General features: G+C 46.5%; 10 protein-coding genes. 7 read left to right on the top strand and 3 right to left on the bottom strand.

The genetic code is table 11. The features are described from left to right. The first annotated feature begins 22 nt into the window (after positions 1-22). From serA to LL912_RS06710, 3 genes are all read left to right on the top strand, one after another. Positions 23-1,261: a phosphoglycerate dehydrogenase gene (gene serA / locus LL912_RS06720; RefSeq protein WP_235552809.1), complete on the top strand. Its 1,239-nt coding sequence runs from the start codon at positions 23-25 to the stop codon at positions 1,259-1,261. 107 nt (positions 1,262-1,368) lie between these two features. Beyond that, the gene (locus LL912_RS06715; RefSeq protein WP_235552808.1) at positions 1,369-1,959 is read left to right on the top strand and encodes a Crp/Fnr family transcriptional regulator; all 591 of its coding nucleotides are present in this window, start codon (positions 1,369-1,371) and stop codon (positions 1,957-1,959) included. Positions 1,960-2,015: 56 nt separating this feature from the next. Next, on the top strand, positions 2,016-2,372 hold the full coding sequence (locus LL912_RS06710) for a hypothetical protein (protein WP_235552807.1): 357 nt from the start codon (positions 2,016-2,018) through the stop codon (positions 2,370-2,372). 45 nt (positions 2,373-2,417) lie between these two features. Here the strand turns inward: LL912_RS06710 and pyk are convergent, their stop codons facing one another. The 3 genes from pyk to LL912_RS06695 form a co-directional block, all read right to left on the bottom strand. Then, positions 2,418-3,917 carry a pyruvate kinase gene (pyk, locus tag LL912_RS06705; RefSeq protein ID WP_235552806.1) on the bottom strand — a complete coding sequence of 500 codons (1,500 nt, stop codon included), beginning with the start codon at positions 3,915-3,917 and terminating at the stop codon, positions 2,418-2,420. 127 nt (positions 3,918-4,044) lie between these two features. Continuing rightward, complete coding sequence (locus LL912_RS06700) at positions 4,045-5,265, bottom strand: 6-phosphofructokinase (RefSeq protein ID WP_235552805.1); 1,221 nt, start codon at positions 5,263-5,265, stop codon at positions 4,045-4,047. A 206-nt stretch (positions 5,266-5,471) separates the two neighbouring features. Continuing rightward, positions 5,472-6,389 carry a fructosamine kinase family protein gene (locus tag LL912_RS06695; RefSeq protein WP_235552804.1) on the bottom strand — a complete coding sequence of 306 codons (918 nt, stop codon included), beginning with the start codon at positions 6,387-6,389 and terminating at the stop codon, positions 5,472-5,474. Between the two features lie 160 nt (positions 6,390-6,549). On the opposite strand from LL912_RS06695, the gene LL912_RS06690 reads away from it, so the two are divergent. From LL912_RS06690 to LL912_RS06675, 4 genes are all read left to right on the top strand, one after another. Continuing rightward, a complete protein-coding gene (locus tag LL912_RS06690; RefSeq protein WP_235552803.1) occupies positions 6,550-8,133 on the top strand; it encodes a serine/threonine protein kinase in 1,584 nt (527 codons plus the stop codon). Positions 8,134-8,177: 44 nt separating this feature from the next. After that, complete coding sequence (locus LL912_RS06685; protein ID WP_235552802.1) at positions 8,178-9,128, top strand: hypothetical protein; 951 nt, start codon at positions 8,178-8,180, stop codon at positions 9,126-9,128. A gap of 114 nt (positions 9,129-9,242) precedes the next feature. Then, on the top strand, positions 9,243-10,364 hold the full coding sequence (locus LL912_RS06680) for a PP2C family protein-serine/threonine phosphatase (RefSeq protein ID WP_235552801.1): 1,122 nt from the start codon (positions 9,243-9,245) through the stop codon (positions 10,362-10,364). Positions 10,365-10,367: 3 nt separating this feature from the next. Next, a complete protein-coding gene (locus tag LL912_RS06675) occupies positions 10,368-14,411 on the top strand; it encodes an FtsW/RodA/SpoVE family cell cycle protein (protein ID WP_235552800.1) in 4,044 nt (1,347 codons plus the stop codon). Positions 14,412-14,510 lie beyond the last annotated feature (99 nt).

Raw genomic sequence — 14,510 nt, 5'->3', positions numbered from 1 at the left:
ACTTATTTGGATATTTGCTCGTATGACAAATAAAAAAGAGACCAGTTACCCGAAAGAGAAAATCCGGATTTTGTTTCTGGAAAATATCAGTGATTTTGCTGTACAACGTTTTAAAGACGAAGGCTATTCGAAGGTAGAAAAACTGTCGAAAGCACTCTCAGAAGAAGAACTGATCAAGGAAATAAAGAATGTACACATTCTGGGTATCCGGTCTAAAACACATATTACTAAAAAAGTATTGGATGCGGCAGAAAAATTGCAAGCGATTGGCTGTTTTTGTATTGGAGTAAACCAGGTTGATCTGGCGGCCGCCACTGAAAAGGGCGTAGTGGTGTTTAATGCACCGTACAGTAATACCCGTTCGGTTGCAGAACTGGTGATTGCCAATTCGATAATGCTTATCAGGAGATTACCCGATAAAATCAAAGCGGCACATGAGGGCATTTGGATGAAGGACTCCAAAGGTAGTTATGAATTAAGAGGTAAAACACTGGGTATTATTGGTTATGGAAATATTGGTTCACAGGTAAGTGTGCTGGCGGAAGCTATGGGAATGAAAGTGTTGTTTTATGATGTGGAAACCAAACTGCCATTGGGGAATGCCAAGGATGCGAAAACACTGAAAGAGCTGTTACAGCAATCGGATGTAGTAACCCTGCATGTTCCGGATAACCCGCAAACAAAAAATCTGATCACAAAAAATAATCTGAAGTATTTTAAGAAAGGAGCGATTCTTATTAACTATGCACGAGGAGAAGTGGTAAACCTGGATGACCTTGCTAAATTTATGAAAGAGGGCCATATCAGTGGCGCTGCGCTGGATGTGTTTCCCTGGGAACCGGAAAAGAACGGTGATAAGTTTACCAGTCCGATGCAAAACCTACCCAACGTGATCCTGACACCGCATATCGGAGGAAGCACAGAGGAGGCACAGGAAAATATTGGTGTGGATGTAAGTTCCAAGCTGTTTAATTTTATTGAAAAGGGAATCTCTAACGGATCTCATACGGTTCCGGCCCTGGCATTGCCTTCCCAGGAAGGGGTACACCGGATTCTTCATATTCACTATAATAAACCCGGTGTTCTTTCAGAGATCAATACGCTGTTGTCGAACAACAATATCAATATTACCGGGCAATACCTGAAAACAAATGATGAAATAGGCTATGTTGTGCTGGATGTGGAGAAAGGTGTATCGAAAAAAGCAGCATCGATTCTTAATAATGTAAAGTATACCATTAAGACGAGGCTCGTTTACTAAAACAGCGTGTCAGGTGAGTATTCCGGCTCAGAGAAAGAATTGTTTAAGGATTGCCGTTCCTCTTTTCAAAGGGCGCGTGTTTTTGATACAAAAATTTTGACCGGAGCATGGACTATGATCTGATTCTGGGTAACATTACCCGGCACACTCCACTAAATAAAAAAGAAACAAATCTGTTTCTTTCTGTTCTTGAGTATTCGGAAGTCAGGAAACGCACCTGTTTGCTTAAGGCGGGAAGACCCTGTAACGTAATTTACTATGTACACTCCGGTGCACTAAGAGCTTTTTATATCGATAAAAACGGTAAAGAATCTACCGTGATGTTTGCAACAGCAGACTGGTGGATTACCGATATGTATTGTTTCCTGAACCGAAAGCCGGCAATGACCTGTATCGAAGCCACCGGCGATAGCTGTGTGTTTCAATTGTCGAAAGATGACCTGGATCGCCTTTTTGAAGAAGCTCCGAAGTTTGAGCGTTTTTTCAGGATCCTGATGCAGAATGCCTATACCAGGGAGCAGCTGCGGATCATTGATAATTTATCGTTGTCTGCTGAAGAAAAATATGATAAGTTCCTGACCAAGTACCCGCAGATTGTAAAGCAGGTAACGCAAAAACAAATTGCCTCCTATCTGGGAATCACCCCGGAGTTTTTAAGTTACATCAGGAAGAATAAGGTTTTGCGCAGCATTTCTTAAACTATCTTAATTTTTCATAACATAGCTGTGGCTTTTCTTTGTGAAAAACAATTACTATGTTGATACTTATTGCGGGGCCGTACAGAGGCGGCACAGATGATGATCCGGTGCTGATGCAGCAAAACCTGGATCGCCTGGAGGCAGCGGCATTGCCGTTATTTGAAAAGGGGCATGTGCCGATGATCGGCGAATGGGTGGCGCTTCCCTTGCTGCGTCTTGCCGGATCTTCGGCACCCGGTGATGCCATCTGGACGCAGATCCAGTATCCGGTCGCGCACCGGTTGCTTGATAAATGTGATGCGGTATTGCGCCTGGAAGGCGCTTCTGCCGGAGCAGATCAGGATGTCCGTATTGCGCTTGAAAAGGGATTAAAAGTATACTACAGACTGGAAGATGTGCCTGCTGCGGACTAACCGGTTGTTAAATAATGAAAAAAGCCTCCGTAAGGAGGCTTTTTTTTATTGAACTTCGGTGACTTTGATTGTATTCGTATGCAGTTTCAAATGAACCGGGGTACTGCCGGTGCTTACGGCGGTATCCCCACGTTTCAGGAATCCATTTTTTTTCAGGATATTGATCTGGTCTGCAAAAATGGTATCCAGATCATGCTGGTCATCGTCATAGAAAAAAGCACGGATACCCCAGCTCAGGCTAAGCTGATCAATAAGTGTATGGCTCTTTGTAAATACATACAAAGGCACTTTAGGCCGGTAGCTGCTGAGCATAAAACCGGTATAGCCACTCTGCGTCATACCGATCAATGCGTCGGCCCTTGTGTCCTTAGCCAGGTTACAGGCGTTATAACAAATGGCATCACTGGAAAGCGATGGAGAGTGCGGCTGTGGCTGCAACTCATTCGCCAGGTCGTAATGATACTCTGTTTTTTCAATTTCAAGAATGATCTTCCGCATGGTTTGTACAACCAATGTAGGGTGCTTACCGCTGGCGGTTTCGGCACTCAGCATTACGGCATCGGTTCCTTCCAGTACGGCATTGGCCACATCGGTGATCTCGCTGCGGTTGGGTTTGGAACGGTCGATCATGCTTTCCATCATCTGCGTGGCCACAATCACAGGTTTGGCGCGGTGAATACATTTGCGGATAATGCTTTTCTGGATCAGCGGCACTTTTTCAACCGGAAGTTCCACACCCAGGTCACCCCGGGCAATCATAATACCGTCGGACGCATGGATGATTTCCCGGATATTGGGAATTGCTTCCGGCATTTCGATCTTTGCAATGATCTTAGCCTTGCTTTTGTGCTTGTCCAGGATCTTGCGGAGTTTTTTGATATCATCCACCTGGCGCACAAATGACAATGCTACCCATCCCAGTTGCTCTTTTATAATAAAATCAAGGTCTGCCAGATCCTTGGGTGTCAACGCGGGTAATGAAATTTTGGTATCGGGAAGGTTTACGCCTTTTTTGGAAGACAGAAATCCACCCAGCACTACTTCGACTTTTACATCATTATTGGGTAGGATCTTGCGAACAATCACTTCGAGCTTTCCATCGTCGATCATGATCTTGTTGCCTACTTTTACATCTTTGTGGAAATTGGGGTAGGAGATATAAATCTTCTCCTTGGTACCTACCATTTTCTTGTTGGTAAAGATGAAGGTATCGCCCGGTTCTACAATGATACCGCCACCTTCCATTTCGCCAACGCGGAGTTTGGGACCCTGCAGATCACCCAGGATAGCCACCGTTGTTTTTTCCTTGCGATTGATCTCGCGGATGTATTCGATGATCTGTTTTTTTTCTTCATGTACTCCATGAGAAAAATTCAGACGAAAAACATTTACACCTGCTTTTACAAGATCAAGCAGTTTATCATAAGTATTACAGGCCGGCCCTACCGTGGCCACGATCTTTGTGCGGTTGAAGCTGTGGTCTGTATCCTTTGAAACGGTTGCCGTTTCTAAAGACTTTTTGCGAACTTTTTGAGTTTCTGTCATTTTTCGATTTCTAATGTTAATATTCCGATGGCATCGGAACAGGGATTGCTGATTAAAACCGGAAGCTACAAATTAAAAACAAAAAACCGCGCAGCAAAGGCGGTTTTAATTGTATCTGGCTTTAATTTTAGTTCCACTCCAGGATGTTGTTGAACAGGTATTCGTCCGGATTCTCAAGATACTTCTTGGCAGCTTCTTTATCTGCTTCCGTCAGATAATGCAGGGCGTTTGCAAAAACAGTCTTTGTATCTGCGCTTTGCATATCGATCAAACGGGGTTTTACCTTGCCCTTCTCATCTGCTACATCTTTGAGGTAAAGCGGTTTAACGTTCCCGGTTGCGTCAACAGTAACTACCGCACCGGTAACACTTTGATCAAACAATTGCTTTACACCCATGCCCAGGTAAGTGCAATATTCCAGGTCGAAAGCGGTGGGGGCCAGGCAACGGAGTTCATACCCCAATTCTACCGGGCGGCTTTTTACCGAAATGTTCAGTTTTTTTAATTCGTTCTGTAAAAGAATGTTGTAGATATGCGCCTTGCTTACGTTTCCGAGTTCCGGATGACCGTGATCATCGTAGGTGAACTGGATACCGGATGCCGCAATGTCGTCATCGCTCATAAAGTGGAACACCCCCTCACTTACCACCGCAACACCGTAAGGAATATCCAGGATGTTTCTTTTTACGATTGAAGAAACGATCAGTTTAGTGATCTTATCCAGCGTCAGCTTGGTTTTATTGAACATTTCAGGAATCACGATCATCGGGTAATGACAGGCAACGCCGATTCCAAAAGCCAGGTGACCAGCTTCGCGGCCCATGGCAGAAACCACAAACCAGTTACCGGAGGTGCGGGCATCTTCATAAATGGTTTTGCCCAGTTTTACACCTTCTTCCCGTGCGCTCTGGTAGCCAAACGTAGGCTGGCCGTAAGGAAGCGGAAGATCATTGTCGATGGTTTTTGGTACGTGTAAGTTTTGAACAGGTACGTTTTTATTTCTGAGGAACGTGGCAATGCGGTTGGCCGTAGATGCGGTATCGTCGCCCCCGATGGTCACCAATAACTTGATATTGTTTTTTTCAAAGAAATCGCTTGTAAACTCGTCGTCTTTTGGTTTGTACCGGCTCATACGCAGAAAAGAACCTCCGCGGCTGAAGATATCATCTGCCAGTTTAAAATCGATATCGGTGGTGACGCCTTTTCCGTTGAACAGGTTCTTATAACCGTCGTGCAAACCAATTACCCGGTAGCCGTCTTTCAAAAACGTTTTTGCTACAGAACCGATTACCGTGTTGATACCGGGTGCAGGACCACCGCCGGCAAGAATTACAATACTTTTCTCCATATAAAATTTATTATAACTTAAGTGCGCAAATATAAGAGAAATTGATTTTTGTTCTGTAGTGTTTGCGGTTATTTAAAGATTATTAAAACTTAACGGTCGTTTGTGTGAAAATGTTTAAACGGCGAGGTTCCGGACGGTGATACCCGCAATAAAGGCTGAAGCGACCCTGAAGGATGACACAAAATAAAATAGCAGCAGGGTTTTGCCTATGAGAACGACCCAAGGATCCGCTTTACCTCACCGGTATAGTGCCCGTTAAAAAGCCAGGCGTGTAACAACAGCGGATAAAGTTGTGCATAGGGTATGCGCTGCTGCCATCCGGGGTGCAGCGGGTAGGTTTGATGATACGCTTCATAGAAGATCCTGTCAAATCCGCCAAACAGGCAGGTCATACCAATATCTATTTCCCGGTGGCCGTAATACACCGCCGGGTCAAATATCGCCGGACTGCCATCGGGCAGGAACAACAGGTTCCCGCTCCACAGATCACCGTGCAGGAGTGCCGGATGCTCTTCCGGGAAAAGATCTGGCAGCCGCCTGCAAAAATTGTCGGCATTTACGAGATCTTTTTTGCCCAGGTTACCCATATCTACAAGCTCCCTTACCAGTGGAAGCACCCTCCGGGTACTGTAGAATTCGGGCCAGGTTTCCGCAGGTGTATTGTCCTGGGGCCATATTGCCAGGTAATTGTTCCCGTTAAGGCCGTAAAAGTGCTGTGGTTTGCGGTGCATTTTTGCCAGGCCGCTTCCCAGCAATTTCCAGGAATTTTGCGCCGGGGCGCGGACATCCAGCCACTCCAGCAGCAGGTATTGGTGGGTGCCGGTTGCCCCGTATCGCAGCGGAGCCGGAACCCGCAAAACACCGGCATCTGCGAGCATGCGTAAACCGGCGGCTTCTTTTTCAAATAACCCGGTACAGGGATGGTGTTGATTGATCTTCAGGAAGTAATTCGAATGGCCTGTATATAAACGGCAGGAACGGCTGATATCGCCCCCCTGAACGGGGTGGCAGGTAGCATCGGGCATCTGCAGCTCCTGGAGAATGGCATGGGGGATCATAAACAGCAAGTTAAAACAGATTTCGGGAAATGCTGTTGCTGCCACTGACCGTTTTGAACACGCCATTCACCGGTTTTATCCCAATTTTAGAGTTTAGATCGCAAAAGGGCTGTTATTTTACAGGTTACCATCGTGGGAAACAGGTATTATAAATGGAATTGTCCGGTTTTTTGAAAACAAGGCATCGGGTCGTGGAATGTTCGGAATCCAAATATTTAAAGTAAGTTTGGAATATCATTGGCGGGTGCCGTTAAGGCTGGATTATTATAAGCAGATCAAGCAAGTAAAACAAGGAATGGAGAATACAACCATCAACGGTTATAAGCTGAAGTATAAATTGGGCGAGGGGGGAATGGCCGAGGTATGGTATGCAGAAAACTACCTGCAAAAGCCGGCTGCTGTAAAGGTACTTCAAAAGCGTTTTTGCGGGATGCCTGAAGTGGTGGGCCGTTTTGAAAACGAGGCCCGGCTGATGGTGCATCTGAATCATCCGCATATCCGGAATATTTATGATTATTCTACTGTAGCCGGCTGCCCCTGTATGATCATGGAATACCTGGAAGGCAAAGATCTTGCGCAGCGGATGAAAGAGGGCTCCCGGTTTTCCAATCTGCAGCTGATCACCTGGTGGAATGATCTGGTGGATGCGCTTCAGTATACCCATCGTAAAAACATTATACACCGTGATATAAAGCCCTCAAATCTTTTTCTGACCGAAGACGGACAGATCAAGATCCTGGATTTTGGAATTGCCAAGCTCCGGGATAATGTAACGGTAACACAAACCGGCTCCCGGATGGGAACGCTGATGTATATGAGCCCGGAGCAGGTTTACGATGTAAAAACATTGTCGTATAAAACGGATATTTATTCGCTCGCGGTAACGTTCTACCATCTTGTTAGCGGAACGGCGCCTTACGATGCGTCCAAAATATCCGATTTTGAGATCCAGGAAAATATTGTGCGTAAAAACATCGATACGTCGGTACTTCCGGAACCCTGGCGGGGACTACTACCGCTGTACCTCGGTAAAAATCCGGAGGATCGGAAAGAGCTTCGGAAATTAGATGCCGCTACAAAGAACGACGAAACGATAATATTCACCCCGGTACCTCCGCAACCCATCGAACAAATTTACCCACCCCTGTCTACTCATCCGGCGAAAAAGACCGGTTCCAACCGTTTTGCATATATCTTCCTGGTGTTCCTGATTGTGAGCGGACTGATTGTTTTTGCACTGAACAAGGATGACATTCTTTCAATGTTTGGAGTAACCCCCGATGCCAAAAAGCCTGAAACAGAAATGCCTGCGTCCAGGCCGCGTCAGAAAAAACAAGCGCAGCCGGAGCCGCTGCTGATTCAGCCGGAGGATACCGCAACTGCACAGAATGATACCATGACTTCAACGCAGGTGCTTACCAGTGAAGACCTGGGACAGAAAGAAGCTGCAATTAAAAACAGGATTAATGATTATTATCGCATGCGGCAGGACTGTGGCAGTTTGTCCCGGTTTTTTAGAGACACGGTACAGCAATATTATAACCGCTCCAATGAATTACTGACCCGTATTCAAAAAGAATGCGTGGCCTATCATGGCAAATGGCGGTTCACAGAGGCCGATATCACCAATTCATCGTATGTATTTACCTACAATCCTAATGGAAATACCTATGTGGATTTCAGCATGCTGTATAAGATTAAACAAAATGAAGAGGATGACTGGATTCCCTATAATATTGATGTATCGGTGGTATTTGATAAGGAAATGAAGATCGTTCGGATTGTGGAGCGAAGGATTGAGAAGCTTTGAGGAGCAAGATTCAAATTGCAAATCTCAAATTGAAAATTGAAACTATGTTTGATAAATTAAAAAGATGGCTGCTGCCGGATGATGAGGAGGAGGAAGAGGTGGTACGGCTGACCAATCAGGCGCTGGTGGATCAGGTATTGACTTCCTTTAAAGAAACAGTGGAGCGGGAATCCTTTAATAAACGGATGATGTATGATTGCAGTTACCTCATCCTGATGCGGCCGGAGGATTACAAGCATGCAGAGTTACGGCTGGCCGGTATTACGGAGGGAATTCTGGATGAGTTTTACGACTATATCAATCAGCGCAAGGACCAGTATCCGCGCTATGAGCCCATTGGAAGTTTTTGGGATTTCCAGTATTGCCCGGCAGAACGCGGGGTCGACAACCGCGAGATCGAGCCGGGAACCATCCAGGTGGTGAGTACGCCCACTTCGGAAAAATCATGGTCAGAGCTTTCATCTGAACATATCAAAGTATCCGTAAGCAGTAAGCACTCCAAGTACTCTAAATATGATCTGAACCCCACTACTTTTTCGAATATCGATATTTTATCCAAAGGTCATTTTCGTGTGAAGTTTCGTAAGGAGTTCCTGGGCGATTTTACCTCGGTGCAGGCGCCGCCCGGAGGCTCGCGTAACAGCGTGGCTCCGGACAAACTGGCTACGGTTCAGTTTGTATTAAACAAACAGCGTTATAGTTTTCCGATGCGTGAAAAGCAATTGAGAATTACAAAGGCGATCGACGGCATGACCAGTACGGCTACTGTACTGTGCATCAATGAGCCGAGCGGGAGCTTGCAAAAAGAGCATATGATGATCCGGTACGATGACGCTGCCCGGGCATTTTATATTGCACTGTTTGCAGACGCCTTTGTGAATGAACAAAAGCTGGAACTGAGCCGTGTGGGCGAGCACCCGGTATGGCACCCGCTTAAAAGTGAATCTATGATCGTTTGCGGCATCTTTCAGCTGGACTTTAAGGCGGCAGTATAACCGGTTCTGCTCACAGATTTGTTATTTTAATTCTTAATTCTGGGAAACTATGCTGGGTACCATAATGCTGATATTTATCATCCTGGTGTTTCTGTTACAATCTAAAGTGAAATAATGAGCAGAACGGTCGATTTATACGGACAAACAGATCTGGGCCGCAGACGGGAGGAAAATGAAGATAATTTCATTGCTGTTCCCGGTCTTTGGGAAACACCCTCGCGTGCGCTGGCCGGTGCCATTGATGGTGTTGGCGGTTACGAGGGAGGCGCGGAAGCCGCCCTTATAGCCAGGGAAACGATAGAGGGATATCTGCAGCATTTCAGTTTTGGAGCGCCGCTGCAGCTACTGAAAGAAGCAGCGATCGCTGCCAATAATAAAATATTCGAGGAGCGGAGAGCAAATACAGCGCTGAGTCGCATGAGCTGTGTATTTTCGGTGGCGGTGCTGGATGCAGATAAAGAAATGATGTATGTGGCGCATGTGGGCGATAGCCGCGGTTATGTTTACCGCAATGGAAATATGCTAAAAATTACCCGTGATCATTCTTCCGTAGGTATGAAGGAAGATAGCGGATATCTTACAGAAGCCGAAGCAATGCAACATCCGCGCCGCAACGAGATCAGCAAAATGGCGGGGGAGCAGTTCCTGGATGCGGAGGATTCCAATCATTATTTCGATATTACGGAACACAGTTTTTTGCCGGGAGACATCGCGCTGTTTTGTTCCGACGGGCTCACAGACCTGGTGACACAGGCCCAGATGGCAGAAATACTGGCCTCCTCCGGCTCGCTCCGGCTTAAAACGCAACAGCTGATCGATAAGGCCAATGCACTGGGTGGAAAAGACAATATTACAGTGGTGCTGGCTACGTATGCGGCCGCTAAAAAGCCGGGCCGCAAAAGAACGAAAGAGGCTATTGAGATCCCGATTGCAACAACCGATGACGAACCCAATGAAGCAATGTCTGTTATGCCTACAACCTCCTCCAAAAAAAAAATAAGCATTCTTCCCGTGATCATCGCGTTTATCGTTGGCTTTTTGGCAAACTGGACGGGAACTAAATTTTTTTTCAAAACAAATGAACCTCCAGCGGCTCTGCCGGATACAACAGCAATTCCGGTAGATAGTCTGCCGGTAACAGACAGCGCCCGGTTACAGCAACTGGACACATTGATCAATGCAACGGATACCATCTACCGGGATAGTGTTCGCCGCAATGCACTGCAAGGTTATTAAGAAATGAAGAAGAAAGTTACATTATACCCAAGAAGAATAGAACGTGTACTGCTGGCTGCGGTTACCTTGTTGATGGGCATTATGGCCTTCCAGTACTACCAGCATAAGAAAGATGATTTTATCAATTCGGAATATGGGTACGAAAGTGGTAAAATGGTCAATCTTGTTGCACCGGTGCAGGCTTCCACGCTGCAGCAGATCTTTGCAAAAGGCGGCTATTTTACGGATGAGGAATACATTCGCTTTGTTGCCGGAAAAATAAAGAACCTGGTAGAAAAGCAGGGGCAATTGCCCAACCTGGGCGCACTGAATAAAAACAGCCTGATGATACCGGCTGCGGAGTTCTTAAACACTTCCAGTGAGTCGGGGAAGCTCCGTTTTTTAAATGCGATCACCCAGCTGGATATGGACAGTGCATTATATGCAACAGAATTAAAAAATCCTGCAAAGTATCCCGATGAGGTTGCGGTGCAGAACACCAAGACGAAATTGTCCATCCATGGTAAGATCCGGCTGGCGGCCTCCGACAGCAGCGGAGGACAGGTAGGAGCCGGCGTGCTGGTAAAAATGACCGAGATTTTTCCCTCGAATTATTATGATACCCTGAGCACGCAGGCCGGAAATGACCCGGTCGAATTCTTTGCGCGCACTAATGAAAACGGATCCTATGAATTTTACAATCTTAAAGAAAACAGCAATTACCGGGTAGTGGCCATAAAGCCAGGGTTTGATTTTGGTCCGGCAAAAGGCATTGCGGCCATCCAGGGAGACCAGTCCTTTCATTTTACCGGAAAAACACACCGGATCCGCATCCTGGACCGTACCGAGTTCCGCCAGATTAAGAGTGATAAGATCTTTACGGTACGCACGCCTGCCGATTTTAAGAAAGAATATTTTACACACCTGGTGTTGTTTGTACTGGCTTTTTGGATACTGCATTTTGTGCTTTGGCTAAAGAACTATCGGAGCGATCAGTTCATCCTGCCGCTGTTGTTTTTTCTTTCCGGTACAGGAATCATTGTGCTCTACAGCATGCAGGACCCGCTGCGCGATATCATTCACGGAAGCGGTATGGCACAATGCGTGGTGGGGGTACTGTTGTTCTTTTCTGTGGTGTTGTTCTTTCTTAAAGAACATGCGGTGATGCGATTTTACCATTCAAAATGGTTTGATCCGTTGTATAACCTGCTGCCCATATCCGGCGGGCTGAAGGCTCCGCGCGGTTATTCCTGGATGCTGTTGTCCATATTCCTGATGCTGCTGCTTGCGTTCATCGGTACGGGGCCGGAGGGGAGCGGCGTAAAAGTAAACCTGTTCGGATTCCAGGTAAGTGAACTATCAAAGATCTGCATGGTGGTATTCTTCGCCGCATATTTCGCTGTCAATGCCGAATACTTCCGGAACATTCCGGATAACCGCTGGCTTACACGGAATAATATAAAAATGTTGCTGTTATTTGTATTCCTCCTGGGTATATATGCCTTGTTGGGCGACCTGGGCCCGGCCATCGTGCTTTGTCTGACCTTCCTATTCTTTTATGCATTTGCCAAAGAAGAATTTTTCCAGATGGTACTGGCTGCCGTGATTTATGTGATTGCACTGATGATTACCTCCCGTTTCATCAATAATGCGCAACATAATTATCTCCCCTTGCTGGCTGCCCTCGCCTGCGCAGGCACCCTGGGCTATGCCTTCTTTAAAAAGCGGTATGAATCTGTTTTCTTTATTGTGCTGATCATTTCATCTTTCATCCTGCTGGCGGCATTGCCCTTTGAATTTACGCAGCGCCTGGCCGACCGGAACGGGATGTTCAAGGATATCTGGGAGAATAAGCTCATAGGGGGCGACCAGGTAGCGCAGGGAATCTGGTCCCTGAATGCAGGCGGCTTCCTTGGGCAGGGCCTGGGTAAGGGTTTTTCCAGTGTAATGCCTGCATATCATACCGATATGATTCTGGAAAGCATGGGTGAGGAGCTGGGGCTTGTTGCGCTGATTGCTGTCTTCCTGGCATTCGGGTTGCTCACTTACCGGTCTTTATTGGCCGCCCGGCGCACTGGTAAACCCTTTCTTTTTTACCTGGTAGCGGGTATTGCCATTGCCACTATGATCCAGTTTTTTCTGATTACGGCAGGCACCCTGGGGCTAATACCGCTCACGGGTATTTCTGTGCCCTTTCTTAGCAAGGGTAATGCGGGTATTATTATTACGCTGGCAGCATTCATTATGGTATTATTGCTTTCCAACGAAAAAGGGGATGCCCTCGAAATGGAATATGTGAAAAAGAACTATGACAATGTAAATGCTTATGCGATTCTTACTTTTTTTGCGGTATTGATCTTTTTCATTGGCACCTTGTTCTGGTACCAGTATAAGTCCAATACCTACATTACCAAACCGGCGCTGGTATTAAACCGCAAAGGCGCCTGGCAATACAGCTATAATCCCCGCATCGGCATCTTTTTGCGGGAGATCCGTTCCGGTAATATTTACGACCGTAACGGTGTGCTGCTGGCCACATCCAGTAAGGCTAATTTTGATAAGGTTAAGAATAAACTGATTCCTTTAGGAGCGAACCCGGTACTTTATGCGGAGCAATTAAAACGGGATCAGAACCGTTACTATCCTTTTGGCGCGGATCTTTTATTTTGGCTGGGAGATTATAACAAAGAAATCGCCAATGAAGAGGAAGCGGGGTATGCTGCGGAATACCGGCATTATACCCTGCTGAAAGGATTTGACGTTACCTATACTACTTCGCAAAAAACATCGGATCGTTACCGGGAAGACCGTTTTTTACCGGCAACGCGCAAAGAGTCCGAGCTGGTAAAATACGATTACAGCGCCCTGGCCCCCATTCTGAAAGAGGGCAGGGACGGCCAATGGGTGGAGCTGCAAAATAATAAAGACAAGGATATCCAGCTCTCGCTGGATGCGGCATTGAACCAGAAGATCAGCGCGGTTATCCAGAATACGGCTGCATCTGCCCCGTTCCGGACTTCGGTGGTTGCTGTTAATGCCAGTACAGGTGATGTGCTGGCTTCTGCTTCAAACCCGGCGCCTTCCTATAAGGATCTGAAACTGATCAGCAATATTGATCCTTCTGATTACCGCACCATTTTTAAGCAGATTTTCCAGGACCGGGTAGTGGTGCCGCAGGATCTGGGCATTACCTTTAACTCCAGGCCGGGATCTACCGTTAAGATCATAGATGCAGCGGCTGCTATGAACCAATATGGCCCTTCTGCCGCGCAGTTCAGTTATTTTATTTATCCTGCGGAAGTGATCCATCAGGGCGAGCCGGTAAATATGAATGTAGATATGCGTACGGCCATTGTACATTCCAGTAATGTATATTTCATCAAACTGGCGAACGATAAAAATTTGCAGTCGTCTTTGTTTAATATATACGATGCGCTGGGGATGAATATCCTGAACCGCGGAGGGTTTCATTTTCAGCGGCCGGAGGATTACGATAGTGAAACCTATTTTAAGGAATGGGGGGCTTTTGTGGTCCGGGGTAAAAATATCTTTAACAGTCAGCGGCTGATGAACACGAGGCGGAGGCTGCAGTCGCCTTATTCAGATATTGCCTGGGGGCAGGGTGAGCTCTCCGCAACACCACTGCATCTGGCTAAAATGTCGGGCGCACTGGCAGACAGCGGCATCTTACAACCTTCCCGTTTCCTCTTTAAAAGCTGGAACAATAAGCTGGTTCCGCAAAAGGAAACCGCTGTGACGGCCCAGCCCCGGATTGCTGCGCTGATCAGCGATTTTATGCGGGAACAATCCGCCAAGGTATCGGCGGCTTCAGGACTGGAAGTGCATGGAAAAACCGGCAGCCCGGAGCGGGACAAGCTGGTAAAAAAAGGCGAAAAGACAGAACTGAAGCGGGTTACCGATTCCTGGTATACATTTTTTGTAGCTTCGCCTAAATTAAAGGCCCCGATTGCGTTTACGATCCGTATTGAAGAGATCGGGAATTCGGAGTACGCGAAGACACTGGCGGTGGAGATTTTAAAACAGTTGAAAGCGGCGGGGTATTTTTAGCGGTCAGTTAAAAGCTAAAAGGTTCCATGTTTGAGGTTGGTTGTTGAACATGTTTTAAAATTTAACGGAGGTTTAAATCTCAAAACTCAAATCTCAAGT

The sequence above is a fragment of the Niabella agricola genome (assembly GCF_021538615.1).
In the GTDB taxonomy this organism is placed as follows: Bacteria; Bacteroidota; Bacteroidia; order Chitinophagales; family Chitinophagaceae; genus Niabella; species Niabella agricola.
This window is presented reverse-complemented; position numbering and strand designations above follow the sequence as displayed.